The sequence below is a fragment of the Bradyrhizobium sp. Crot121 genome, from assembly GCF_059512385.1.
Map to the genome: position 1 here is coordinate 1 of NZ_JCAMOR010000003.1, position 23,617 is coordinate 23,617.

Below are 23,617 nucleotides of genomic sequence, written 5' to 3' on the forward strand. Positions count from 1 at the left end.
GAGCAGAAGAACGGCGCGGTCGTCCGGCGACTCGTGGGATACGGTCGCTTCGATGGTGTCGAGACGACGCGCGTGCTGGAACGTTTGTATGCTGCATCCCGGCTGCACACCAACTTCTTCCAGCCGTCCTTCAAGCTGAAGGACAAGCGACGCGAGGGCGCGAAGGTGATCAAGCGCTATCATGTTCCAGCCACGCCCTATGAACGAGCACTGGCGCATCCGAAGTTGAGCAAAGGCGTCAAACGGCGTCTTCGAGAGCTTTATCGCACGCTCGATCCCGTGGCCCTGCTGGCCGAGATGAGGGACGCCCAGACGGAGCTCGGCACGCGCGTCGGCGCCCGCGCGGGCAAGCTCACGGCAGCAACCAGTCCGCCGGCATCGGCAACGAACGCGGCAGCGTTCGCGAAGAGGCTCGGCAATGAGGTGCATCTGGGGGAGCAGCGCATCATCCATCGGCGCATGCGCAAGCCATACAAAAAGCGCATGAGAATGCCATCGATGCTCGATCCGCACCTCGCCGACATCGAGCGCTGGTTCGCGGCCGAACCTCGTCTGACCGCGCTGGCCATCCTCGATCGTCTCGCCGAACACGCCCCCGAAAAGTTCGGGCCGCCGCAGCACACCATCGTGCAGCGCCTGTTGCGATTACTCAGACGCAACGCAACCGAGGTGATCATCCCGCGCACGGCCGGGGGTACGGCACCTGCCACCATTGGTGATCCCGGGACTGGGGCCGGCGCTGCGTGTGATGGGCACTCCGCGACGTCCCCAGTCCCTCCGATCCTGCGAGCAATGACGCAACCTCAGACCGGCCGACAGTCGGCGCTACGTCCGTCAAGCGAAAGTAACATCCTCAGATGAGGCAATACGGGGGGTCAATATTGCAGGCCGAATGACAGGCAAGATCGCCAACTGGATCGCTGACTACAATCTCCGGCGACCTCACTCATCGTTGAAATACCTAACCGCCGCGGCCTATGCCGCCAACCTCACCGCAACGGACGATCGGCTACGCAATCCCGACCAGCTCCGCCGATCGTCCGTTGCTCCACCCGCGCCACTTGGCGTACAAAACTCCGAGACTCTAACCGCCGCTGGATGAAAACGCAGTGGCAGGTCAACGAGACCAATGTTCGGGAAAGGCCTTCGCGCGCACTCAGGCTCGCTTTGTCCGAATTTGCCCGAACGAGACCACCAGAGCCGCCTATCGATAGGTCCGGCTTGGGCCAATGGCAGACGTTGATCCGCCCCTCAGTGAGCCTGCACTCGCCCAGCGAAGCAAGCAAACCGTACTCAGCGTTGCGTCCATCCATTTACGCAGCGGGGGCACTTGCCCATCATTGTTCAGGCAGAACCGTGAGCTTCCGAGACGCATCGATGCGCCAGAACGGATATGCAGCCATTTCTTTCGCATGCTGCCCGAACATCTCGATCCGTCTGCTTGTGAATTCCATAATGACGGCGAAAAAATCAATTGGCGACCTGATCGCCGTAAGCCTCAGGCCGAATTCAAAAGCAAATTGCCCGTTGGCCTGAGCTATCTCAAGAAGCTTCGCTTGATAAGCCTGCATGTTTGCCGTCGCTAAAGCGGAGCCTTTCGCTGGATCGCTATCCCTCATCCTCTGACTGAGGTCACCTGGTAACGCATCCACCCGGGTCTCAATGGTGGGAGCATCGTGTTTTGGATCGTCATGCAGTTTTAAAGGTGGTTCCATCGAGACCGTCGCAACAGAGCGCAGAAAATCGTCTTTCGGGCTTCTAACAATTGCCTGCTTGTTCCGTTGGGCTCGCGCGGCTACCTTTTTGGGATTGCGGACGCGCGTTGACGCTGTTCCCAACTTGCGCTTGCTCATCTGGCGCTCCAAGGAAATGGGGTCCGACCACAACGGTCATTTCTGAAAAGACAACAGGCTTTGCGATGTGGCGTTCCAAAGCCTCGGATTATGAATTGAGACCAATCGCACGGTCTGGAAGTCGATGATGATAGGTAGCAACTTCCAACCAACGAACGCCTAGCTGGAGATCCGACAGACCCATGTCCAACGGCAGCTGATTTTGCTGGAGCCAACGACTGCTCTGGGTCAAAATGCGAAAAACTCAGCGCGAGCAAATCTGGTCCGCTAATGCCTGCTAAATGGACCTCAACTAGAGGTCCCACCACTTCGCAGATGGGCCAATAGCGACATGACGTTCCGGCGTCGCGAGAAAGTAAATCGAGTTCGGTGCTGCGAACCGACTACCAGCATTCGCGAGCCCGAGCACGCCAAGTCGTATTAATGCAGCCCAAAGCACAGGCGTTTTCGATGGAATTGCAGGTATCGCGCTGGGCATGATGCTTGCTGACTTCTCCCGTGATTATGTTTTGAAGTCGATACTGCGCAAGATAATGCCTGGAGAAGTGCCTTCGAACTCCATAGCTAGGACTTTGCGAGCGGCACGCTCTTCAAACCGATCGCGGAGTTTCATGATTTGCGCCTCGCGCTGGTTGGACCCGGACCGCGCTACACCTTCCAGATCATCCATCGCGGAAGTCGAGATGGCGCACGGTATCTCCCTTTGGCCGTCAACCATCGAAAACAGCATGACCATCCTGTCGAACTCGTAGCCGAGAAATCGACCACGCGTGAGCGCCATTGGACCTACTCCTTTCCATCAGGTCGAAATCAACCGCCCGACGCTTGAAACCGCCCGATCGTTTACGCGACTTGCCATTGGAGCTTTGAAGGCCGGACGAGATCCGCGGCTATGTGTCCTATGACGTGGAGCGGCCAATCTCGCTCTCGTGCAGCACTGAGCACGTGCAACCGCTGGACGGACGCGGATCTATGGACAACGCGTTGGATGCCGCTAGCCATTTCTACTTCTTTTTGCCCTCAGCGAAGGTCGGCTGCCATCCCGCACCCTTTTGGCTTGGTGCTGCGGCGATGACTTTGATCTTCTTCTTTTTGGGTTTCTTAGCTTCCCGATTGCTTCTTTGTTGACCTTTGGCCATGTCGATCTCCTTGGGTTTGAGGATGACGCAAATTGAAATCCAGAATTGGCCAAATTCGTAGTCAGAAATTATCATCCGGTTCAGACAGGCGACCGTGTCATCGCGTCTGAGCAAAAATCGGGGGTCAGGCCCTCGCGCCGGAATCGCCATTCCGGTGCACCGGAGAGGGGAAACTCTTGCCGTGGATCAGGTTTTGCGCTTCCGGGCCGCCGCTTCGGCCTCGCGAGCCAGTCGTTCAGCCCTTAACCGCTCGCGGTTTGCATGAAACGCCGCCTGCGTGCGTTCATACTCGGACATCGCTACTTTGGCATCGGCTTCCTTGAAGGCCCTTCGCGCCTCACGTTGGGCGGCAGTGGGGGGCCTGCGTTCGTAATTATAAGCGGTCATTCCTCCTCCTTCGGCGATAGCCGTAATCGGACAGGTTTCTCGCTTCCAACCGGGGCTTGTTGGGGTGCTGCATGGTTATCCGACTCCCGGCTGCCGGACTTTGTTCCGCTCTCGGGCGAGACGTGGTGACGCGGCCGACCGGCCCGGACCCATATTGGTCTGATAGCGGGCCCCCCTGGGTATACTTTTAGACCTTGCGCATGCGCTCTTTGGGTATACGCTGCTAGCCATCACCGCTCTTCCTGGGCATCCATCGGTGACTGAGAGTGTTGCGCTCCCGCCACAAAGGGAGTGCCGCATGCCCGACGCGCAACTCACTAACAAGCTGCCGTCACGCCAACTCGTGCGGCCCAGGTGTCCCATGTGCCAAGCCCACATGGAAGTCCTGCATGTGGCGCCGGGGAGACCCGGTTTTGAGTACTGGACCTTAAGATGCAAGAAATGCGGGCTTATCCATGAAGCTCAGGCCGCTGCGGATCCGATCAACTCCGAAGCACTGGGCTGGTTCGACGGCGAACTGAAGCCGCCCCGATAAAGCTGTTGCCGGGCGAATGAGCGCCTGCCGGCGAGGCTCTCGACAAAAGGAAGCTCCCTCGTGAAATACGACCTATACAACAGTAAGGGGAGACTACGTCGACCTGGTCATCGGTCCCGCCATTTTCGACCTTACCGGCAAGTTGCTCTATGAGCTCAAAGGCACCAAAATTTACCGAGAATCCGGTGAATTGATTGGCCATCTGTATCGCGCGGGCGCGTCGGAAACGCTGCGCCTCGACAGAGCAGCCGACCGATTGTTCTCATCGCGCGAACGAGAGCGCCGCAGATAGAGGCTGTCACGGCGCATGGTCTTTACTCCTCCCAGGTACGCTCGCCGCCCTCGCATTCAAACATCATCGTTCGGACCAGAGTCGGACTACCTCCGCACTTGCACCGCGCGATGACCGCTACGGTCAAAATCCGTCGCCCGATCGGTCGAATTGGACCCAAGTACGTCTTCAATCGTCTGAAAGCCGACGTCATTTCAGAGGTCACCGGCTTGAGAATGGTCGACCTCATTAATTGAGGAGGTCACCATGATCGAAGTCTTAAGCACCATCGAGAAGGTCGCAAAGCACGTCCCGTGGAACAAGGGTAAGATCGTCGGTGCGAAGCCACCACTCCGTCCGAAGCACCTCTGGTCCATCCGGACAAAGCTCCAGGTCGAGGGCCGGCTCCGCGATCTGGTGCTGTTCAACGTGGCCATCGACAGTAAACTTCGTGGCTGCGATGTCGTGGCGCTGAAGGTGGATGACATCGCGCCAAGCGGCAACGCGGCTGATCGTGCAATCATCCGGCAGAAGAAGACGGGACGACCGGTCAAATTTGAACTCACCGAGTCGACGCGCCAAGCCGTCGACGACTATCTGAGAGCGACGGGCAAGAAGCCGGGAGAATACCTATTCACCGGCCGGCGGCGACCTAGTTGTCTAACCACTCGGCAGTACGCGCGGCTTCTGTCTGATTGGCTTACCCAGCGTCGGGCTTGATCCACACCTGTTCGGAACACTTTCACTTCGGCGAACAAAGGCGACTCTGATCTACCGGCGGACGTGCAACTTGCGAGCCGTGTAGCTTTTGTTGGGCCACACGAAAATCGAGAGCACCGTCCGATATCTGGGCATTGAGGGCGACGACGCGCTCGCCATAGCAGAACAGGTTGACGTCTGAACTACCGGGGCAGAGCGGACATGCTCTGCCCGTGCTTTATCAGCGGCTTCGCGCCAACAGCGGACACCAACGTGCGGCCCAGCGGGCCATCAGCCGAGGCCCTCCACGCCGACCAAACGCGCTGAGCTGCAAGAGTCTCTTATGCTTTTGAGTCCTTGGTACGTTGCGCCATTGTAAAAGGCCTCAAATGCCGCGATTGACGGGAATTCCAGCAAGACAATCCTGCGAGGTTCCCAATCTCCTTCGTAGACCTTGTGAGCTCCGCCTCGAGCCAGATATTTGCCTCCGGCCATCTCCAGCGCAGGCTTCACACCCGACATGAATTCCTGGTATTGCTTTGGGTCACGAATATCGACGTCAAAAATCATGTAAGCCGCCATTTGCGGTCTCCCGATCCAGTTGTATCGAACGCCGCTCCCCAGTGAGGCAGCATCGGGGGCTGCATCCACTCGCGTCAAATCAAATGTCCGCAAGGGGTCAACAGCCCCGATTAGCTGATCGGTCGGTCACTTCCGCTTTACCCCGATAAAGCGGACCATTTCGAAGCCAAGCCGAACTTCGCTCTTGGGCCATAAGCGGAAGTGCCTTCGAGGCAGCCCGCCGACGCTAGAAGCCCATCCTTTCACGTCTTCGATTTGCAGGTTCAAGACGCCGACTGACGCAACGCAGTTCACTCGCGGCGTCCTCCCTGGTCGCTGGTTGATCGCCGCAGCCGAATCTCTTCCCTTTCAAAGATCTGCTCAAAGATAGCTCAGCCACCAGTCGGAACGGCGTTGTTTGAGATCGGCGAACCAGCGGCAGAGTGGATAAAGAGCTGCGACCACCAAGAGCCAGATGACGTAGACGCCCGCAAGGCTTAGGCCATAAGTCGAGGGCCGCGCACCCTGGGCCATGCTGGATAAGGAAGGAGGCTGTGCCGCATTGAACCCACGCGAGGACGACCGCGGCTGCATGGATCAGGAAAATATGGACGACGTAATAGATGAAAGGCACGCGTCCATAAGTGATGATGAAGCCCGCGACTGTGCCGCGTGCGCGTTCGAACAGCGCGGGGACCAGGAAAGCGGGGCCTAGCGTCATCGCGCGATAAAGTAGCGACGGCGGATATTTTTCGCAATCCAGGAACGACAGCAAGGTCGGGAGCCACGAGCTCTGCATCAACCATGGCCGCGGATCGCCATGTAGATTGGAGGCCCGCAACGCGATGAAGCCCGCAAGCGTCACTATGCCGAGCGTCGCAAACCAGCGTCGCCGCGCGTCCTGTTCAAGCTCGAACAGGGGCCAGAGCGCATAACCGGCCGCCATCACGCCGATCCAGGGTACGAGCGGATAAAGCACGAACAGCCTCGCGGACGGCCCAACCTGCACAAATCCCGGTCGATGCAAAACGTGCCATATCCACTCCACCGCTCCCAACTGATCCCCGCTAATCGTCAGGGCTCACCCTGTTCCTCAACCTGCCACGGTAGTGCTAGCGGCCCAACGCGAGCTCCGCATCAGGCTGCAAAAGTTGCGGCGGTGAAAATGGGGGTCCTTGTCGGCCATGATATCGGCGAGGCCGGTGTCTTGGGTCATTTCCGGCCGGTGCTTGAGGCCGTCGTAAAACACCTGGAGAAGGTCCTCCGCGAATTGCGGCGGACGGGGATAGGCCGTCGCCACCGCCTCCCGCTGCGCGTCGGTGAATTCGTCATAGCCAAGGCTTACCAGATCCATCATCACGCCCTCCGCAGTAAGTGCGGCGACGGGATGCAGGTGCGCGGAGATTCCCGGCGTGGTGTGCAGCGCGATCGCAAGCCAGACCTTCTCGATATCACTTTCCGAGATGCCGTGGCTTCGCAGGAAGTCGCGCGCCGCATTCGCGCCGTCCACCTCGAAGCGCAGCCGACTTTCCCGGAAGCCGGAGGTCAGGCCGACATCATGGAACATGGTCGCCGTGTACAACAGCTCCGGATCGAAGGTCAGCCCCTTCCGCTTCCCGGCCAGGGCACCCCAGAAATAGACGCGCGTGGAGTGCTGAAACAGAAGGTCGCTCTCGGTGTCGCGAATGAACTGCGTTGCTTCGCGCGCCAATTGGCTGTCGGGAATCTTTACGCCGGAAATCTCGTTGACCATCATGATCCATCCTCCATCAGTATCAGGTAAGGCCCGAACTCACGCCTTTCAGGTCAGGGCCGTGGTGACCGGCATTACCGCTGGTTTCTGAACTGCCGTTAGTAAGCCCGCTTTAACCTGACGATGCCCCTTCAAGGAATGGAAGAACAACTCCACATTCAGCAACCCGCGAAGGGGAGTAGCCAGAAGGTGCCGATCGCCTCAGCGACGCATTTGTGGATGGTGCTTCTGTTCATGGGCTCCTCCCTTGGTTGATGTAACCGATCGGTTCAGGAGCGACGTCGACAAAGCGGTCGATCAAAAGCGGCTCGTCGGGAGCCTAGGTTCAACGCAGGACCTTTAACTTACGTCAATAGTATACGCCCCACTGCCCCGGCTGGAAAGCGGCGCTGGGCCGGCCCCCGCCAAAAACCGAGCCGAAGGTCCGGAAGGGGTCAAAAGCGCCGATTGGAAGGTCGACCAGTCACTTCCGATCTACCCCGATAAGCAGACGATTTCCGATCCCGTCCCGGACTTCGCATTCGGGCCAACAGCGGCCATCGGCGATGAGGCAAGCCCGCGATTTTGCGATCCGAGAAAGATCGAGATGGGGAGTTATCGGACGCCAGACATATCGAGGAAGGGCCGAAGCGCCTTCATCGCTTCGTCTGCCACGACTGCTCTAGCCCGGTAAGCTGGACCACAAATTCCGCGCGGATGGCCGGCATAAAAACCAGCGATTTGCTTTCGGGGGCGTCCTTCTCAAACGACCATTCTCAGCCGAACGGATTGGCGGTTTGACCTATTGTGTACTCTATACCTTTGATATTTCCTCAGGCGGCCTTCATGTCGTTTTCGGCGGGCGTAATTTGCTCTTGGTCTATGCTTGAAAATCCGGGACCTGCATTGGACCGATGTAAACGCACTTGATACACCGAAACTTACGATCGCCTGTGACGATCACGAAGTGCATCGGTCATTCCTGCCCTTGTTAGCCCAGCGAGGGCAGGCGGATCACAGGACTTGCGAGATGCCAAAAGCTGAATGACATAATCGCTACGACCGATCAGCGGCTATTTCTTCCTCCCTGGCGTCAAGCTCGGCTGCTGCCAGGTCGCAGCTTTCTGGCTAGGCGCTGCGGCGATGACCTTGATCTTTTCTTTCTTGGGCTTCTTGGCTTCGCGGTTGCCTCGTTGCTGGCCTTTGGCCATGGCGGTCTACTCCTGCTTTTCGAGATGGTTGAAGCGTCTGACAACAGGACCTGCCCGCGCGGGGTACAGATCCTCACGTCGATGCAGCCTTCTTGCACGAGCTGCCTCGCCTTCCTCAGCGCGGCCGCCACCGTGACGCGCCGAGATGTTCGCTGATACCTTCATGGTGGCCGCTGACCAGGTATTTCAGTTTAGGCATGGAAGACGGCCACCGCGATCACAATGATCCCGAGCAACCGCTGGACGATGGCCGGCGGTACGATCCACTCGGTCAGACGAAATTGCCGCAGGGGTACACGCCTGCGCTTTGCGGCGGGAGCGTGCGCGGCCCTCAGTCACCGATGGATGCCACGGTAAATGCGGTGATAGCCGACCCTACGCCTATGTTTTGGGAATAGCGAGCGCTAAAGCAATTTGCGTCAGCTGCGACAAGAGCACGCGCGAAGCGATGGAATACCTCTATTGGCCGCGCGGGCCAAGAAAGCGATGGCTATTGCAGCACAAGGAGCGCATGCTGCTCTCGGGGCCAGCGCAGACGCCGGCGTTTTGCGAAAGGCAGGCGCGCATGACCATCCGTTCCCGACGAGAAGTCGTCACCTTCAAGCACCCGTTCCGAATCAGGGGTATCGATCGCCTGTTGCCCGCCGGCGCCTATGAGGTCGTCACCGACGAGGAGACGATCGAAGGGCTATCGTTCGAGGCGTTCCGCCGCGTCGCCACCATGATCAAGGTGCCGGTGGAAGGCTCTCGCGGGTTGGCGATGGAGGTGGTCTCGATCGGCTCTGTCGATCTGGCCGACGCGCAACGCATTGACGCGAGCGCATCCGATGCCTGACGAACCGCTCGATCTCGACCGTCACCGCGGCATGGCGGCGCAAAAGGCAACCGACATCCGCCGTGCGCTCGCGGAGGTCGAGACCCGTGCACGGGAACTGCGCGAGCGCCGGGCCGAGGTGGAAGACCATCTGTTGTCGATTCCCGCCGCGTCGTGGCCGGAGGCGGCCGCCAAGGCGCGCTATGTGCTCAAGCTGTACGCCGCGGGCCTACCGCCGGAAGACACAAGGCATCGCGATCTCGTCGCGGCCATCCTCGTGGACTTTGCTCGGCTTAGCGAGCGGGGCTGAGGCATCAGTGGCTGCGCCGCTGTCAAGGAGTGGGTCATATGACGCTCATGCCAGGCCGCTTCATCGGCTATGAATACGACAGGATGGTCGTCCTGTTCTCGATGCTCGACGGCCAGAGGGAGGTCCCCTGCGCCATTTCAACTTCAGCCATGGATGAGTTGGAGGGTGTGGTGCGCGCGAGAGCGGGCCAGCGCGAGGCGCAATTCATGCGGTTGCGCGAGCGCATCGAGACCTGCGCCGCCGGCAAATATCAGGCGAGTGAGTTCGAAGGCACGCCGCCCAGCATTATTCTGCGCAGCATCGACTTCCGAAAAGACCGCACTTCGGCAAGTGAGTAAGCCAAACGCGCATAAGGAAAGTTATCTGACGAGATCGCGTTAGTGCTGAACTTCTTTCAGGCGGACGACAAGGCCCGTAGGCTCGGGCTGATGTGTCGTCAACTTCGTAAAGTCAGCGTCGGCCCAATCCGCCAGACTTATTACCTCTCCTTCCTCAGCCTCCATCCCAAAAACTTCGAGCAGTTCCAGCACGTGCAGCCCCTTGGGATCGAGAAAGAACGTATGCTGCCCAAACAGCTCGCGGAATTGTGCGGCTGCCGGATGATCCTCGGCAAGCACTTGTGCCTGAAACTGTGACAGCGTTTTCGTTATCTGGGCTTCATTCAACTTCATGACCTGTTCCTGATCTTCAGCCCCTGAGCCCTTCGTCTATTGCTCCGTCGTCGTAGCTCAGAGCTCGTTGTGGATGGCTGCGTTACGGAGCAGTTGCAAATACCAAGTCGGCGGGCGACTGGCCGATCCGTCTCACACGCCCATTAGATTTAGCGTATGCCGCTAGTGGTGACGGGCAGCGTTAGCATACGCTTGCTCACGACTCGTTCCCTTTTTTGTGGCGCGGCGATGAGCCCCTCGCGGATGGCCTGTTTCCGAGCAAGCTTACGGGCGCGGCGGATAGCGTCTGATTTCTCTCTGGTCTTTTTGCCGCTTTTCGTAGCAGCGACGGCGTTTCATTCCCTGAACACGCGCTCGCGCTGTATTTTCGTCTTGAGAACTCGAAGCGCCTGGTCGACGTTGTTGTCGCGAACAATTACCTGCAAAGTTGCTGCTCCCTCCGAGTTGCGGCGCCAGATCGGTTATAGTCGTGGCAACCTAAGCGTGGCGACCGACCCGGCCAATGATCCCAGATTGAAGGAACAGATTGCCCTTCACGTGCAAGAGCCCGCTCAATCCTGAGATCGAGCGGACCGCACCGTCATTCCAGTACATCCGTGAAATGACGAAAACTTTTATGCGAGGGAGGGTTCTCTGCGCTGTCTTTACCGCTCTTCCGGTCGGTCCTGACCTCGTAGTTCACCCGTTGGCCCTCGGCGAGGCCACAGAGGTCCGCACGCTCGACCGCGCTGATATGAACGAACACGTCCTTGTCGCCATCGTTGGGTTGAATAAACCCCAAGCCCTTCTGCCCCTTAAACCACTTCAATGTACCTGCAGCCACACCACTTCTCCAAAGCGCAACGCGCATCCTCTCGCGTGGACTCACGCGATTCCAAAATCCAATCCGACGATGTCTCTGGAAAAGGGCCGCTTGGACCACTCAACATGGCGCGACGGCTAATCGAACAATCAGTAAGGTAGTCACTTTCTTCGAGAATACAAGGCTGGTTTCCTGCGCTGCCCGAAGTCGCGGCGGCGAGCGAGAACCCGCCATCCCTCACAAACGTCCAGCGCGGAGCGGTGTGTCTGGAAGGGTCAGTATTACTCCCCCTGATCCACACAAAGGGTGGCTTGGACCGCTTAGGGTCACAAGCCGATGTCGGCGGTCTACTCTGCCTCCGGCCGCTCTCCCCCAAAGAAACGGCACATAACGAGCTGACGGGCCCAGGTGCTAGCACATACGATCGTAAACCCGCTAACTCCGCAGCGTTCGCGTATTGACAATTATGGAAGAAGTGGGCCGGGGGCATAGTGGCTGTTCGTCCTCATCGGCACTCCTTAAGCCTACGGAATACCCCATCGCTCTATCACTAGGTTTTCGAACCCTAAGTTCGCTCGACAAACCCGTCGGGAGGCCGCGCGCAGGCGAGAGCTGCTCTTCAGCCGAGTGGACTAATTTCGGAATGAAGCTGTCAACGTGGTCATTTTCAAAGTCGCCGTAGCCGAGTCGACAATCAGTAACGACCACCATCGCGCTTCTGTTGCGTGAGCCATTCCGATAAGGTCTTTGGTGTTGATGCTGGAGTCCTGCGATTTAATTGGCTCGGCGTTGCTTGGAGATTGTTCCGGATGCCTTTCGCCGGGCCTTTTCGCAGAAGCTCCGCTGAGCCCGCCTCGATGACAGCCTTTGGAGCAAGAGCTAGTTGCTCGGCAGCCTCCTTTTCGAGGCGCAACTTTTTTAAGCGCGCCATCTTGTCGCGCTCCGCTTCTGCCTCAGCGCTATGGGGTAAAAGCGTCTTTTGGTGAGCAATCTCGGCCGAGCCCAAGAGCCCGATGATGGTTTTTTCGCCAAGAGCCTTGCAGGCCTCCAACCTGTGCAGTCCCTCAACGAGGACGAAGCGGTCTTCATCGGGTCGAACGACAATGGGCGCTTGTTGCCCGATTTCCAGAATACTTTCCGCGATTTCTTGAACGAGCTCAGGCTTAAGAGCTTTCTTTCTCTTCACAGGAACATAAATCTTGTCGATGGGGAAGCGTTCCGGTGTAAGCATAGCCTGTACTCCGTAGTGACTGAGCCCATCCAAAACCACCCAGGGCCGGCGGCAGGATCTTAGGGATAAAGCCCTCTAGCGCCAAGGCCAAGGCAATCTCATCGAGCCTGCCAGCAAGGTGATGGGTCGGCGGCGATCTGGCGCGTGACGGGCGAGCAGCAGAGCAGAGGAGCCTGCGGCCGTGAATCCGCTGCTATCTCAGTGCATGAGGCCACCTATCGGCTGCGTCGGCTTTGCGCAAAAATAGCCGTTCGCAAATCCGATGTTATGGAAAAAGTCGGTCGATGGCCCATTTGCTAGCCGCAGTCGCGCACCTATGAAATAAGCGGCAGACCGCATTTTGAGAGGAAAGCTGCTGTTCCGTCGTAGTACGAAGGCGGACGAGTGGCGTCGATGACATCGCCAGCCGGGACGTAGATGACCATGCCCTGGCGGGCGCGCGTCAGCAGCACACGGTAGGCATTGACCAGGTAGATCTTGCGGTTCTCATCATTGACGTTCAGCCAGCGCGTCCCCGAAAACCGATAGCACTGCCATTTGCCATCGATCGAGCGAAGATCGGCGTCCCAGCAGACTCCCACCCAGTCGAGCTCAAGGCCCTGTATATCGAACTCGGTCGCAGGGTCTTCCATATAGTAGGACGAGCGAACGTCGTCTCTTCCGTTCAGGAACCAGGTTGGAGCATCAATCTTTTCGTGGACGTTGATCCCCTCCGGCTTTAGGCGGGATGCGCCTGATGACGCCACCAGGCCAACTCGTTCAGAACCTCGCGCGCGATCGCGAAGCCACTGCTTTGCCTGCGCTAGACTTCGCGTTATCGCGATCGGATATGACGCCTTGACCGCCTGATAGATTTTCTTGGCCTCATCAGCTTCACCCGCGACCAGTGCACCAACAAACTCCGACAGCTTTTCGGCACGAAACGACCGAACCGAGACAGCAAGGTGGAGCGCCGACAAGGATTGCCTGTCGAGCCCCTCGAGCTCGGCCAATGGTAGTCGCGGTGCGCCAACTTCGTAGACGTGTAGACTTTCCAGCCACGGAAACTCCGCTTGAGCGCCGAAAACCACTCGCTCAAGCCAGCTCACCGGCGTTGATCTCCTGCCCTCCGCCAACCAGGCAAATGATGACGCACCAGCCGTCATGCCGATCCATCACGCTGATAAGGAATTCGGGCTCCGACATCTGAAAATTCGGCTGACCTCTCTTCTGGCCCATAAACTTCGCTAAGTGGTTCATGTCCCAAGCGCGCTGCGCCTCGTCGAACACAGCAACACGCTCGATCGGCGGCTCGGAAGTCACGACATTACTGTCGCGAAAGTGCATGATGTTTTGAACAAAGCTGTTCACCTTCCGAGCAGCGTCCGATTTCTTGGTCTTTTGACCCTGCTCCTTCAGTCGACCGTACTCGTCCCGCGCGAGGGCCTCGCGTAGAACCTCCACCAAAGGGCCGTTTCCAGAAAGGAATACCGCATGCTCTTCTTTGTGCGCCTGGGTGCGCAGCGTCACCAAATTGAGTCCCGCCAATGTCTTTCCGGCACCGGGCACTCCAGTTACGAAGCAGATTGCCTTGCGTTGATGCGCCTTGGCGTCTTCGATGATGTCCGCAAGACGTGCCGCCGTCTCGCTGAGGTTCTTTGCGCCGGCGTCGGACCTCGTGATGTCTTCGACGCGGTGTCCTTGGTATAGCGCCTGCGCCGCCTCAATGATCGTTGGGGTCGGCTTGTACCCAGTCCGCGACCACTTTCCACCGTCAAGGAAAGCTTGTCCCGGCGTCTGTTTGACCATCTCGTCGACAATCCTACCGAGATTGCTGCCATTTGAGCCGATTGGGCTGGCCACCCCGTCTGATCCCCACGTCAACTCGAACGGAGATTCATCAGCCATCGTCGCAACAACGATCGGAACTATTCGGCGATCGTGGCTACCGGCATGAAAGTTCTTGAGGTCGAGGGCGTAATCCATCACCTGATCGAATGCCGCCGCATCGAATTGATGCGAACCCACCTTGAACTCGATAACAAAGACGAACCCCGCAGTGACCAACACCACGTCAGCCCGCTTGCCCATACGAGGGATGGCAAATTCAAAGGCGATCCAACCGTTGAGGCCCCGGAGTTGGCGTCGAACGATATCGATCTGGCCTAGCCACGCATTGCGCTGCAGCGCGTCCAATGCAAACGGGTTTCGCTTGGCGAGATGTCCCAGGATCGCTTCGGAGGGCTGATCGAAAACGTCCGCGATCGGGCTAGAATAATACGCGGTAACTAGAGCGGTCGGAGCCCGTGCTTCAACGGTTGATCCTATGTATTTAGAGAATATCAATCTCGCAAACTGGCCGAGATACTAGCCAAATCTTCCGATTATCGCGTTCCTCGCAGGCTTATCCCAAGAGATGAGTTTGCAATATGCAATGGGCAAGCTACGAGAACTGGCATTCTGCTCGACCTCGAGACTACTGGACTGAACACGGCGCAGGACGAAATCATCGAACTTGCCATGGTCAAGTTCACCTATCTGCCGGACGATAGAATAGCGGCCATTACGGAGGTCTTTTCTGCCTTCAACGAGCCGTCAATTCCGATACCGGAAGAGATTACCGAGCTCACGGGCATTACGGATGAGATGGTATCGGGCCATCGTATCGATCCCGATGTCGTTGCGTCCTTCGCATCCGACGCAGTTCTGCGTCATAGCCCACAATGCGAACTTCGACCGAAAGTTTGCGGAGCGATATTGGCCTCAGTTCGAGAGGAAGCCCTGGGCTTGTTCAGCGACGGAAGTCGAGTGGCGAAAGCACGGATTCCACGGGTCTCACCTAGGTTATCTATTGGCCAGCGTTGGTCTCTTCCATCAGGCGCATCGAGCCATCGACGACTGTAGAGCATTGATAGAGATCCTATCGTCGGACGTCCCGAAACTGAATCGATCCGCCTTCGCACTCCTGCTTGAGCGAGCTCGCCGCAAGACTATTCGTATTTGAGCAGAACAATCTCCGTTTGAGCTGAAGGACACGCTCAAGAAGCGGGGCTATCGCTGGCGCGACGGCTCCGACGGAAGGCCGCGGTCTTGGCATATTGACGTGGACGAGGCCAGTCAAACAGCTGAGATCGAGTTCTTACGAAAGACAATTTATCTGCGAGATGTGGATCCGCGAATCCAGATGAGCGCGATGAATAGGTTTTCGAACAGGGTTTGATCTCGCTGTGCTGTCGTGGAAACTCGGCTAGGCGCTGACCGCCAGTGGCTTTTGTATTTAATTCCGATTCCTTGCGTGCGAAGTAGGGTGGGATGCGCGAGTTCCCCCCACTGACAATTGGGGACTTCCGAATACCTAGCCCGCTGACACGCACCGGAAAATTTGATTGAATCGGGGCGCTCACCGCCCGCAGAGCGCCAATCTATACACGTTTGTTTCGCTGCGCGGTCCGGCGTAACAAGCTCGAATCTGGGATCGTGCGGAACGGAGATCGAGTTGCAGATTCTGTAGGCGAAGGAGAAATAATCGCAGCTAAACGCGGGTCAGGCGCGACTACGAAAATGGAAGGTAGCTAGTGACCTCCGCTGATCGCATAGCATCATTTGGTCCATTTCGCCTCTTTCCGGGGCAGATGCTGTTAATGGAGGATGAAACCCCGGTTCGTCTCGGCAGCCGGGCCTTGGAAATATTGATCGCGCTTACCGAGCGCTCCGGTGAACTGGTTAGCAAGAATGAATTGATGGACCGGGTCTGGCCTGACACGACGGTCGACGAAAATAGCCTTAAGTTTCATATCTGCTCCCTCAGAAGAGCGCTTGGTGACGGACAGCCAGGACGGCGCTATTTGGCCACTGTTCAGGGGCGCGGCTATACCTTCGTAGCACCAGTCGAATTTTCCTCTGCAGTAAAGCCGATAACACCACCGAGCGCCGCGGTTGATCGCAAGCACAATCTGCCAAGTCTACATACGCGAGCGCTGGGCCGAGGCGATACCATCAGTGCGCTGCTGGATCGGTTTCCGCGACAACGGTTAATCACCATTGTAGGGGAAGGCGGCGTTGGCAAAACAACGGTTGCCCTCGCCGTCGCAGAGGCAGTCATCGGGACGTATGAACACGGAATTTGGTTTGTTGATCTCGCACCGCTTAACGATGAGCATTTTGTTGCAGGTGCACTCGCTTCCGCACTGGGGCTTGAGACGCATTCAGAGAACCCGATCCCAGAGCTTGTCGCGCACCTGCGGATTAGACGGATGCTGATCGTGCTCGATACATGTGATCACGTGGTCGGAGCAGTAGCTGCATTGGCGGAGCAGATCTTGGCTGCCGCGCCGCAGGTGCATATCTTGGCGACCAGCCGGGAACCGCTGCGTGCGCAAGGCGAGCAATTGCACCGCTTACCGCCTCTCTGGGTTCCGCCCAATCCATCGAGGATAACAGCTTCGGACGCTCTTTCATTTCCTTCGATCCAATTGTTCGTCGAGCGAGCGGCAGCGATGCTTGAAGGTTTCGAGCTGGAAGAGGCTGAGGCGCCTGCCGTTGCCGAAATCTGTCGAAAGCTCGGAGGGCTGCCGCTCGCTATCGAGCTGGCTGCGAGTCGTGTTGAGGCCTTTGGTGTTCGACAATTGTCGTTGCTGCTAAGCAGTCAACTTAACCTCCTGAACTACGGTAAGCGTTCCGCGCGGCCACGACATCGAACGCTAACTTCTGCGCTTGACTGGAGTTACGAGTTTCTGCCCGAAGTCGAACGTGCACTGTTGCGCCGCCTGTCGGTCTTTCGCGGCGCCTTCACGTTGGAGTCTGCAAGCGCAGTGGCTTCGGTTGCAAATTCCGACGTGTCGAATGATCTGGCCAATTTGGTCGCGAAGTCGCTCGTGGCGGCAGACGTTGGTGGCGCTGTTGTGCAATATCGATTGTCGGACACGCTGCGCGTATACGCGGCGCAGAAGCTCGCCGAAAGTGGCGAGCTCGAGCAATATGTACGCCGTCATGCCGAGCATCAGAGGGATTTATTCGAGCAAGCGGGGGCAGAATGGACATCGCAGCGGACTGACGAGTGGCTGGCCACGCATGCTCGTCACATCGACGATCTACGTGCGGCCCTGGACTGGGCTTTTTCGCCGAAAGGCGACGCGGCGGTCGGCGTGGCTCTTACCGTCTCCGCAGTGCCTATGTGGTTTCGATTGTCGCTGATAAGCGAGTGTCGCGGACGCGTCGAACAGGCGCTCGCCGCTTTCCAGCCTGGATCGACCGAAGACGAACGCCGCAAGATGCAGCTATACGCCGCGCTGGATTGGTCGAGATTTTTTTTAACAGCATCTGTGCAGGATACTGGCTTCGCGTGGACCATTGCCCTCGAACTCGCCGAAAGGTTCGGTGATACCGACTACTCACTGCGCTCGCTCTGGGGTCTGTGGGCCGGACGCTTAAACAGCGGCGATTTCCCCGCGGCGCTCGAGCTTGCAACCAAGTTTCGTAACCTTGCCGCGACGGAGGCCGATCGCGCTGACCTGCCTGTCGGCGATCGAATGGTAGGCGCATCGTTACATTTCCTGGGGGACCAGATAGGTGCGCGGCAGCACATCGAGCCCATGCTCTCTCACTACATCACCCGTGATCACCACTCAGATGTGGTCCGCTTTCAGTTCGAGCAAAGCACAACGGCAAATATCACGATGGCCCGAGTTCTCTGGCTGCAGGGATTCGCCGATCAAGCGATGCGTACGGTCAAGGATAGCATCGAACACGCATTGTCCATCGATCACACGCTTTCCCTATGCAACGCTCTCGCCCAATCCGCGTGCCCGGTCGCCTTTTTGGCCGGCGATTTGCCGGCTGCGGAAAGGTACACGACAATGCTCATCGACCGCGCCGATCGGCACGCAGTGGAGGTTTGGCTTATCTACGGCAAGTGTTTTAGAGGCCAGCTGCTCATCCAGCGCGCCGATGTAGACGCTGGATTGCGGCTTCTCGGCGCCGCTGTTGATGACCTTCGCAAGGCGGGCTTTGCCCAGTACCTCACTGCATTTCTCGTGGCCTTCGCGGAAGGCTTAGCTCGTAGCGGGCAAGTCGCACAAGGACTTGCTGCAATCGAAGAGGCTCTCACGCGATCCCAGCGGAATCAGGAGCGATGGTGCTTTGCCGAAATTCTGCGCGTCAAGGGCGAGCTCATTCTTCGGACCCGCCACCCTGCGGCTGCCACAGAGGCTGAGGGGCACTTCTTGCAGTCAATCGATTCAGCGCGCCGGCAGCAAACGCCGTCTTGGCAATTGCGCACGGCGATGAGTTTAGCTGAGTTGTGGCGTGGTCGGGACAAGCCTGCCGCGGCGGAACAGCTTCTATCATCGGTCTACAACAAATTCAGTGAAGGTTTCGCGACCAATGATCTAAAGAGAGCACGCGCACTGATCGATCAGTTACGCAACACTTAGCCTCGGACGGGAGAGCTAAGGTCGGCATCGGGTAAGAAGCCAACACTAGGTCTATCCAGAGCTCGATCGCTTTGCATCTGACCGCGGACCTTGGTACTTCCAGTGTCGGTCGAACACCGGTCAAAGTGATCAGCTGTTGAGCGAGCACCAACCCGAAGCCACTCGTGCTCATTTCTGCCTCAGTGGAGAGAAACTACTGCAGTCCCATCCATGCCAAGCACACGGGCCGCTCCATTCGATAGGATCTATCCACCGTCCCTTCACAAATGGGCCTCGGTCATTTATTCGAACTGTAACACTTCGGCGGGTCGAACGTGAGGTGACCGTCACTTGAGAGCCGAACAGTCTGGAACGGTGCGCTGCGGTCATGTCGCTTGGATTCACGGCCGAACTAAAACGGTTTTTCCAACGATTTTTTTGGATCCTGCCGGACGTCCACTCCCGACAATGTGATCGGCAGGACAAGGCGGTTCGACAAGCGGCTTCTTTTTGACCGGGACGGCCGCTGAGTCACCACGCGTCGACCGAATGTACCGCCAGTTCGAATCCCTCTTCCTCCGCCACTTCAGTCCTGACATTTCGTACTTCGAAATGGAGAGGGGTCTCAAACGGTTTACGACGGTAAGTCCTTGAAGAACTTGGTGGGCGCACCAGGGCTCGACCTGGGACCCGCTGATTAAGAGTCCGCAAAATCGAGAACTAGCTTACAACCGGAACTAGGGCGGAATGCCTCGGCCAATAGCGCTCAGCCTCTCTGCGACCGCGACTGCGGTCAACGCATCCCTTTCGTACGATCTTCTACGTTCTCGCGCGATCTCGCTGCTGTCGCGGTTTCAAGCGTTGGGGCGGTCTGCATGATGCCCCGGCACACCACACGGCTGAAGCCGCCTCCACCAGCTCGCGCTTAGACCGATCGCAATGCCACGTTCTGCCATTATTCCTGCAGGCTCTTGGCCTCGTCGTATGCCAGCCGCAATCGCAGCCGGGTATTGCGGCGAAACAACTGTAGAAGCCTTTCTCAAACGAGTCGGTAAGGAGTATCCTCGACCACGTGTGAAAGAAGGGAGGCGTCAGCTGTGGTTGAGAGACGATTTGGACCGAGCTATTGCGCCGGACATCGTGCCGGGCGACCTCGCCGAGGATTTGTGACGTTGGAGCGCCCACTTCCACGCTTCGTGGAGGTACGGCGGCTTACCCGCGGGTCGACCGCATTCTACTTCCGCATCCCCACACATTACAGGAAACTCGGCTGCGAGATGGCGAATGAGCCACTTGGGACGAGCTACGCAACTGCATGCGGCGACGACGGAAAAGGCGGACGCGCCGCCACACTCAATGCTTTGTTCGATGAATGGAACAACCAGCGCAGAGGGCAGCCGGGCGAGCAGGGAAAGATCGCGCGCTATGGCACGATCGATTGGCTGTTCCGACAATACAAGACGGAGAAGGCGTATACTGAGAAGGTCTCAGCTCGGTCGCGCCCCGACTACGAACGGATCATGCAAATGATCTGCGACACCGTCGGTAAGAGCGGACGGCGGATCGGCGAGCGGCAGATCATGGAAGTTACGCCACGAGCCGCCGATAAGATCTACGACAAAATCATCAACGGCCCGAACGGCATCAGACTGCGGCAGGGAGAAAAGGTGGTCGGGCTCTGCCGAAAAGTATGGCGGATCATGCGTCGGCTGCACCCGGAGCTGTTCGATAAGAAGCACCCGAACCCCTGGGACGATTTCACCCTCAAGAGCCGCACCAAGACCAAGAAGCACGCGGTCACTCGAGAAGAGGTCTATAAATTTGCATGGGGCTGCATCAAAGAAGGGCGGCCTGAACCCGCGGCGGTCGCGGTGATCTGTTTTGAATGGCTGCAACGGCCGGAGAACGTGGTGGCCGGGTTTTTGACTTGGCCCGACTATCGCAGCAAAAACTGGCCACACGCTGTGCGCATTGAGCACCACAAGAACAAGGCGTTGGTCTGGCATCCGCTCGAAGAGACTCTCGACGGAGACACCGTCAAGTTTTACGCCGAAGCGGAAGACGTTTTGAGCCATCTGCCCAAGCTCGGCGTCCCGATGATCATGCGTCGGATCCAAAAGGGTGAACGCAAGGGCGATGCCAAAGTGTGGTCCTACCCCGGCATGGAAAAAGTGGTGCAGCAGATGCGCAAGAAGATCGACGGCGTGTCAAAGCTGTTCACGCTTGATGCCTGTCGACACGGCGGCATGACCGAACTCGAGGAAGCGGAGCTGACGGACGGCCAGGGTCGTGCGCTCTCGGGCCACAAGACCGCACAGGCCTATCGCGGCTATGCCAAGGAAACGATGATGCGAGCGTTGGCTGCGACCCGTAAGCGGCATGCACATCTCTTGGCGCAGAAGGAGTTGGATCAGCAGAACGCTGATGGAGCAGCATCACCTCGAGACGAAATGCAGACCTCCCCAATTTCGAAGACTAGCGTCCGATCTCAAAGATAGACTTCGCGTTTCGTTGAACGCTGCAATAGGCTGCGGGGTTCTGCAACTGTCGATCCCGCACGCGACGGCAGGGGTCGGAAGCTTGCAACGCGCAGACAGCATCATCCGCTCAATTCGCATTTCGATAAGTCTAGCGACGTTCAACGCGCGACGACTTTCATCAGCCTTCGACACAAAAACGAAGCCAGCACAGAATTTCCAAATGCGAGGGAAACGGAATTTCCAAATGCGCTGGAAATTCTGTCTTGAGCGAGGCCGTTTTCATAACAAAATCAGCGCGTTGGCATTGGCTGGGGCGGGAGGGATCGAACCTCCGAATGGCGGAATCAAAATCCGCTGCCTTACCGCTTGGCTACGCCCCAATGTCAGGTCCGGAAGGCGCGGAACATAGCCGCAGCCCCCTCGGTCTGGCAACGCCGGTCTACAGAGGGAGTCGGACCATTTCAACTGTTTCTCCCCCTCAATTCGGTTATCCGGACGGTTGAGGGAAGCATGGTTTCGTGGGAAGACGACGCCAATGTTCCCTCGGGGAGTAACGCCATGACCTACCGCGCGCCGATCGACGACATCCTGCTCGCCCTTAACCATGGTGCTGGACTGAAGGCCGCCCTCGCCGCCGGCCATTACGGCGATTTCGACGGCGACATCGCCCAGCCGGTGCTGGAGGAAGCCGGCAGGTTCGCAAGCGACGTGCTGGCGCCGCTCAACCGCATTGGCGACCAGAACGGCGTCAAGCTCGCGGACGGCAAGGTGACGACCGCGCCGGGCTGGCCCGACGCCTATCAGCGCTGGGCGGCCGCGGGCTGGAACGCGGTGTCGGGCCCGGAAGCCTTCGGCGGCCAAGGCTTGCCGCTCGTGATCAATGCCGCCTGCACCGAGATCTGGAGCGCGTCAAATTCGGCGTTCGGCCTTTGCCCGCTGCTCACGCTCTCCGCGATCGAGGCGCTGGACGCCCATGGCAGCGAAGAGTTGAAGGCTATATACCTTGCCAAGCTCGTCTCCGGCGAGTGGACCGGCACGATGCAGCTCACCGAGCCGCAGGCCGGCTCCGATGTCGGCGCCCTGCGCACCCGCGCCGAGCGCGCCGGTGACGGCACCTACCGCATCAAGGGCACCAAGATCTTCATTACCTATGGCGATCACGACATGACCGACAACATCGTGCATTTCGTGCTGGCCCGCCTGCCTGATGCGCCCGCGGGCACCAAGGGCATCTCGCTGTTCCTGATCCCGAAATTCCTGGTCAATCCCGACGGCTCGCTCGGCGCACGCAACGACATCTATCCCTCCGGCGTCGAGCACAAGCTCGGCATGCACGCCTCCCCGACCTGCACCATGACCATGGGCGACCATGGCGGCGCCATCGGCTATCTGATCGGCGAAGAGAACCAGGGCATGCGATGCATGTTCACGATGATGAATCAGGCCCGGCTCGCGGTCGGCCTCGAAGGCGTCGGCCTTGCCGACCGTGCCTACCAGCAGGCGCTCGCCTATGCCCAGGAACGCCGCCAGGGCCGCGCCGTCGGCAGCAAGAGCGAGAGCTCGGATCCGATCATCGCGCATCCCGATGTCAAGCGCATGCTGATGCAGATGCGCGCCATGACGGCCGCCGCCCGCGCGATCTGCTATGCGACTGCGGTCGCACTCGACATTTCCACGCGCGCGAAGGATCCGAAGGTGCGCAGCGATGCGGCCGCGCGCGGCGCGCTGCTGACGCCGATCGCGAAAGCCTTCTCCACCGACGTCGGCAACGAGGTCGCCTATCTCGGCGTGCAGGTGCATGGCGGCATGGGCTTCATCGAGGAGACCGGTGCGGCCCAGCATTATCGCGACGCGCGCATCACCGCGATCTATGAGGGCACCAACGGCATCCAGTCGATCGACCTCGTCACCCGCAAGCTCGCGGCCAATGGCGGCGCCTCGGTCTGGGCGCTGCTCGAAGAGCTCTCCGCGATCGTCAAGCAGGTGGAAGCTTCCAACGATCCCGCGTTCGGCACCACCGCCGCCAAATTGCGCGATGCGCTCGGCGCCCTCGAACGCAGCAGCCGCTGGTTGCTCGAGCGCCTCGCCTCGGCGCCAAACGATGCGCTTGCCGGCGCCACGCCTTACCTGCGCCTGTTCGGCGCGACGGTCGGCGGCTGCATGCTGGCCGGCGAAGCGCTCGCCGTGAAAAGCGGCGACGAGGCCGGCGATCCGCAGCGCTATATCGCGCTGGCCCGCTTCTTCGCCGAGAACGTCACGGTCCAGGCACCATCGCTCGAGAAGACGGTGACCGACAGCGCCGATGCCATCAACGGCGCAGACGCGGTGTTGCTGGGGTAAGCGGCGCATCCGCATTTCTGTCATTCCGGGGCGCGCGAAGCGTGAACCCGGAATCCATTTCTCCGCCTGTGCCTGTGGCCCGATGGATTCCGGGCCTGGGTGCTGCGCACCCATCCCGGAATGACGGGCGTGAGCACGGACGTCGCTTCCAATTGACCTGCTGGGGGGCGGACGCAGAACGCAGTATAATCG

Annotated in this window: 21 protein-coding genes, 1 tRNA gene and 4 pseudogenes; 10 read left to right on the forward strand and 16 right to left on the reverse strand. The window is 58.7% G+C overall.

What is annotated here, in order from left to right; genetic code table 11:
* Both AC5ZGW_RS04120 and AC5ZGW_RS04125 read left to right on the forward strand, forming a co-directional pair.
* Positions 1 to 861, forward strand: a pseudogene (locus tag AC5ZGW_RS04120) (hypothetical protein); the annotation flags it as partial.
* 40 nt (positions 862 to 901) lie between these two features.
* A pseudogene (locus tag AC5ZGW_RS04125) lies at positions 902 to 1,102 on the forward strand (integrase core domain-containing protein); the annotation flags it as partial.
* A 235-nt stretch (positions 1,103 to 1,337) separates the two neighbouring features.
* Here AC5ZGW_RS04125 and AC5ZGW_RS04130 read toward each other — a convergent pair.
* The 4 genes from AC5ZGW_RS04130 to AC5ZGW_RS04145 form a co-directional block, all read right to left on the reverse strand.
* Positions 1,338 to 1,853, reverse strand: a complete 516-nt coding sequence (locus AC5ZGW_RS04130; RefSeq protein WP_130227743.1) for a Phasin protein — start codon at positions 1,851 to 1,853, stop codon at positions 1,338 to 1,340.
* 502 nt (positions 1,854 to 2,355) lie between these two features.
* Complete coding sequence (locus AC5ZGW_RS04135) at positions 2,356 to 2,634, reverse strand: DUF1488 family protein (protein WP_130227742.1); 279 nt, start codon at positions 2,632 to 2,634, stop codon at positions 2,356 to 2,358.
* 223 nt (positions 2,635 to 2,857) lie between these two features.
* Positions 2,858 to 3,142 carry a hypothetical protein gene (locus tag AC5ZGW_RS04140; protein ID WP_130227741.1) on the reverse strand — a complete coding sequence of 95 codons (285 nt, stop codon included), beginning with the start codon at positions 3,140 to 3,142 and terminating at the stop codon, positions 2,858 to 2,860.
* 36 nt (positions 3,143 to 3,178) lie between these two features.
* Positions 3,179 to 3,379, reverse strand: coding sequence for a hypothetical protein (locus tag AC5ZGW_RS04145; protein WP_130227740.1), 201 nt, complete (start codon positions 3,377 to 3,379; stop codon positions 3,179 to 3,181).
* Positions 3,380 to 4,452: 1,073 nt separating this feature from the next.
* On the opposite strand from AC5ZGW_RS04145, the pseudogene AC5ZGW_RS04150 reads away from it, so the two are divergent.
* A pseudogene (locus tag AC5ZGW_RS04150) lies at positions 4,453 to 5,086 on the forward strand (tyrosine-type recombinase/integrase).
* Positions 5,087 to 5,175: 89 nt separating this feature from the next.
* Here AC5ZGW_RS04150 and AC5ZGW_RS04155 read toward each other — a convergent pair.
* From AC5ZGW_RS04155 to AC5ZGW_RS04170, 4 genes are all read right to left on the reverse strand, one after another.
* Positions 5,176 to 5,466 (reverse strand): DUF1330 domain-containing protein, encoded by a 291-nt coding sequence (locus AC5ZGW_RS04155; RefSeq protein ID WP_028162812.1) that lies wholly within the window; start codon positions 5,464 to 5,466, stop codon positions 5,176 to 5,178.
* A gap of 226 nt (positions 5,467 to 5,692) precedes the next feature.
* Positions 5,693 to 6,424 carry an acetyltransferase domain-containing protein gene (locus AC5ZGW_RS04160; RefSeq protein WP_130227738.1) on the reverse strand — a complete coding sequence of 244 codons (732 nt, stop codon included), beginning with the start codon at positions 6,422 to 6,424 and terminating at the stop codon, positions 5,693 to 5,695.
* 114 nt (positions 6,425 to 6,538) lie between these two features.
* Positions 6,539 to 7,198, reverse strand: coding sequence for an HD domain-containing protein (locus tag AC5ZGW_RS04165; RefSeq protein WP_130227746.1), 660 nt, complete (start codon positions 7,196 to 7,198; stop codon positions 6,539 to 6,541).
* Between the two features lie 1,052 nt (positions 7,199 to 8,250).
* Positions 8,251 to 8,388 carry a hypothetical protein gene (locus AC5ZGW_RS04170; protein WP_165420990.1) on the reverse strand — a complete coding sequence of 46 codons (138 nt, stop codon included), beginning with the start codon at positions 8,386 to 8,388 and terminating at the stop codon, positions 8,251 to 8,253.
* A 565-nt stretch (positions 8,389 to 8,953) separates the two neighbouring features.
* On the opposite strand from AC5ZGW_RS04170, the gene AC5ZGW_RS04175 reads away from it, so the two are divergent.
* Genes AC5ZGW_RS04175 through AC5ZGW_RS04185 form a run of 3 tightly spaced genes read left to right on the forward strand, consistent with a single transcriptional unit; the run spans position 8,954 to position 9,850 of the window.
* Positions 8,954 to 9,223 carry a hypothetical protein gene (locus AC5ZGW_RS04175; RefSeq protein WP_130227737.1) on the forward strand — a complete coding sequence of 90 codons (270 nt, stop codon included), beginning with the start codon at positions 8,954 to 8,956 and terminating at the stop codon, positions 9,221 to 9,223.
* Positions 9,216 to 9,512: a hypothetical protein gene (locus AC5ZGW_RS04180; protein ID WP_130227736.1), complete on the forward strand. Its 297-nt coding sequence runs from the start codon at positions 9,216 to 9,218 to the stop codon at positions 9,510 to 9,512. The genes AC5ZGW_RS04175 and AC5ZGW_RS04180 overlap by 8 nt, the downstream gene beginning before the upstream one ends.
* 38 nt (positions 9,513 to 9,550) lie before the next feature.
* Positions 9,551 to 9,850: a DUF1488 family protein gene (locus AC5ZGW_RS04185; protein ID WP_130227735.1), complete on the forward strand. Its 300-nt coding sequence runs from the start codon at positions 9,551 to 9,553 to the stop codon at positions 9,848 to 9,850.
* Positions 9,851 to 9,889: 39 nt separating this feature from the next.
* Here the strand turns inward: AC5ZGW_RS04185 and AC5ZGW_RS04190 are convergent, their stop codons facing one another.
* The 6 genes and pseudogenes from AC5ZGW_RS04190 to AC5ZGW_RS04215 all read right to left on the reverse strand — a co-directional run bounded on the left by AC5ZGW_RS04190 (position 9,890) and on the right by AC5ZGW_RS04215 (position 14,391).
* On the reverse strand, positions 9,890 to 10,183 hold the full coding sequence (locus AC5ZGW_RS04190) for a hypothetical protein (protein ID WP_130227734.1): 294 nt from the start codon (positions 10,181 to 10,183) through the stop codon (positions 9,890 to 9,892).
* A 149-nt stretch (positions 10,184 to 10,332) separates the two neighbouring features.
* A pseudogene (rpsU, locus tag AC5ZGW_RS04195) lies at positions 10,333 to 10,608 on the reverse strand (30S ribosomal protein S21).
* A 155-nt stretch (positions 10,609 to 10,763) separates the two neighbouring features.
* Positions 10,764 to 11,006, reverse strand: a complete 243-nt coding sequence (locus AC5ZGW_RS04200; protein WP_130227733.1) for a cold-shock protein — start codon at positions 11,004 to 11,006, stop codon at positions 10,764 to 10,766.
* Between the two features lie 673 nt (positions 11,007 to 11,679).
* Positions 11,680 to 12,216, reverse strand: a complete 537-nt coding sequence (locus AC5ZGW_RS04205) for a ParB N-terminal domain-containing protein (RefSeq protein WP_130227732.1) — start codon at positions 12,214 to 12,216, stop codon at positions 11,680 to 11,682.
* A gap of 314 nt (positions 12,217 to 12,530) precedes the next feature.
* On the reverse strand, positions 12,531 to 13,304 hold the full coding sequence (locus AC5ZGW_RS04210; protein WP_207231075.1) for a DNA/RNA helicase domain-containing protein: 774 nt from the start codon (positions 13,302 to 13,304) through the stop codon (positions 12,531 to 12,533).
* Positions 13,291 to 14,391 (reverse strand): DNA/RNA helicase domain-containing protein, encoded by a 1,101-nt coding sequence (locus tag AC5ZGW_RS04215; RefSeq protein WP_130227730.1) that lies wholly within the window; start codon positions 14,389 to 14,391, stop codon positions 13,291 to 13,293. The genes AC5ZGW_RS04210 and AC5ZGW_RS04215 overlap by 14 nt, the downstream gene beginning before the upstream one ends.
* Before the next feature lie 324 nt (positions 14,392 to 14,715).
* Here AC5ZGW_RS04215 and AC5ZGW_RS04220 point away from each other — a divergent pair, with 324 nt between their 5' ends.
* Together AC5ZGW_RS04220 and AC5ZGW_RS04225 are read left to right on the forward strand one after the other, a co-directional pair.
* Positions 14,716 to 15,099, forward strand: a complete 384-nt coding sequence (locus AC5ZGW_RS04220; protein WP_349645102.1) for a hypothetical protein — start codon at positions 14,716 to 14,718, stop codon at positions 15,097 to 15,099.
* Positions 15,100 to 15,836: 737 nt separating this feature from the next.
* Positions 15,837 to 18,626 carry an ATP-binding protein gene (locus AC5ZGW_RS04225; protein WP_165435355.1) on the forward strand — a complete coding sequence of 930 codons (2,790 nt, stop codon included), beginning with the start codon at positions 15,837 to 15,839 and terminating at the stop codon, positions 18,624 to 18,626.
* A 168-nt stretch (positions 18,627 to 18,794) separates the two neighbouring features.
* Here the strand turns inward: AC5ZGW_RS04225 and AC5ZGW_RS04230 are convergent, their stop codons facing one another.
* A complete protein-coding gene (locus AC5ZGW_RS04230; RefSeq protein WP_496113867.1) occupies positions 18,795 to 18,995 on the reverse strand; it encodes an RlpA-like double-psi beta-barrel domain-containing protein in 201 nt (66 codons plus the stop codon).
* Between the two features lie 887 nt (positions 18,996 to 19,882).
* Between AC5ZGW_RS04230 and AC5ZGW_RS04235 the strand changes: the two genes are divergently transcribed.
* Positions 19,883 to 21,103, forward strand: a complete 1,221-nt coding sequence (locus AC5ZGW_RS04235) for a hypothetical protein (protein WP_130227728.1) — start codon at positions 19,883 to 19,885, stop codon at positions 21,101 to 21,103.
* Between the two features lie 287 nt (positions 21,104 to 21,390).
* Here AC5ZGW_RS04235 and AC5ZGW_RS04240 read toward each other — a convergent pair.
* A tRNA-Gln gene (locus AC5ZGW_RS04240) sits at positions 21,391 to 21,465 on the reverse strand.
* Between the two features lie 178 nt (positions 21,466 to 21,643).
* On the opposite strand from AC5ZGW_RS04240, the gene AC5ZGW_RS04245 reads away from it, so the two are divergent.
* The gene (locus AC5ZGW_RS04245; RefSeq protein WP_130227727.1) at positions 21,644 to 23,425 is read left to right on the forward strand and encodes an acyl-CoA dehydrogenase family protein; all 1,782 of its coding nucleotides are present in this window, start codon (positions 21,644 to 21,646) and stop codon (positions 23,423 to 23,425) included.
* The last annotated feature ends 192 nt before the right edge of the window (positions 23,426 to 23,617 follow it).

Excerpts from the sequence above, each read along its gene's own strand:
- AC5ZGW_RS04205 (WP_130227732.1), bottom strand. The coding sequence starts at position 12,216 with ATGCTTACACCGGAACGCTTCCCCATCGACAAGATTTATGTTCCTGTG.
- AC5ZGW_RS04230 (WP_496113867.1), bottom strand. The coding sequence starts at position 18,995 with ATGACCGCAGCGCACCGTTCCAGACTGTTCGGCTCTCAAGTGACGGTC.
- AC5ZGW_RS04140 (WP_130227741.1), bottom strand. The coding sequence starts at position 3,142 with ATGGCGATTCCGGCGCGAGGGCCTGACCCCCGATTTTTGCTCAGACGC.
- AC5ZGW_RS04225 (WP_165435355.1), top strand. The coding sequence starts at position 15,837 with ATGGAGGATGAAACCCCGGTTCGTCTCGGCAGCCGGGCCTTGGAAATA.
- AC5ZGW_RS04165 (WP_130227746.1), bottom strand. The coding sequence starts at position 7,198 with ATGGTCAACGAGATTTCCGGCGTAAAGATTCCCGACAGCCAATTGGCG.
- AC5ZGW_RS04220 (WP_349645102.1), top strand. The coding sequence starts at position 14,716 with ATGGTCAAGTTCACCTATCTGCCGGACGATAGAATAGCGGCCATTACG.
- AC5ZGW_RS04175 (WP_130227737.1), top strand. The coding sequence starts at position 8,954 with ATGACCATCCGTTCCCGACGAGAAGTCGTCACCTTCAAGCACCCGTTC.
- AC5ZGW_RS04130 (WP_130227743.1), bottom strand. The coding sequence starts at position 1,853 with ATGAGCAAGCGCAAGTTGGGAACAGCGTCAACGCGCGTCCGCAATCCC.
- AC5ZGW_RS04235 (WP_130227728.1), top strand. The coding sequence starts at position 19,883 with ATGGCGAATGAGCCACTTGGGACGAGCTACGCAACTGCATGCGGCGAC.
- AC5ZGW_RS04145 (WP_130227740.1), bottom strand. The coding sequence starts at position 3,379 with ATGACCGCTTATAATTACGAACGCAGGCCCCCCACTGCCGCCCAACGT.
- AC5ZGW_RS04155 (WP_028162812.1), bottom strand. The coding sequence starts at position 5,466 with ATGGCGGCTTACATGATTTTTGACGTCGATATTCGTGACCCAAAGCAA.
- AC5ZGW_RS04190 (WP_130227734.1), bottom strand. The coding sequence starts at position 10,183 with ATGAAGTTGAATGAAGCCCAGATAACGAAAACGCTGTCACAGTTTCAG.
- AC5ZGW_RS04135 (WP_130227742.1), bottom strand. The coding sequence starts at position 2,634 with ATGGCGCTCACGCGTGGTCGATTTCTCGGCTACGAGTTCGACAGGATG.
- AC5ZGW_RS04185 (WP_130227735.1), top strand. The coding sequence starts at position 9,551 with ATGACGCTCATGCCAGGCCGCTTCATCGGCTATGAATACGACAGGATG.
- AC5ZGW_RS04180 (WP_130227736.1), top strand. The coding sequence starts at position 9,216 with ATGCCTGACGAACCGCTCGATCTCGACCGTCACCGCGGCATGGCGGCG.
- AC5ZGW_RS04245 (WP_130227727.1), top strand. The coding sequence starts at position 21,644 with ATGACCTACCGCGCGCCGATCGACGACATCCTGCTCGCCCTTAACCAT.
- AC5ZGW_RS04170 (WP_165420990.1), bottom strand. The coding sequence starts at position 8,388 with ATGGCCAAAGGCCAGCAACGAGGCAACCGCGAAGCCAAGAAGCCCAAG.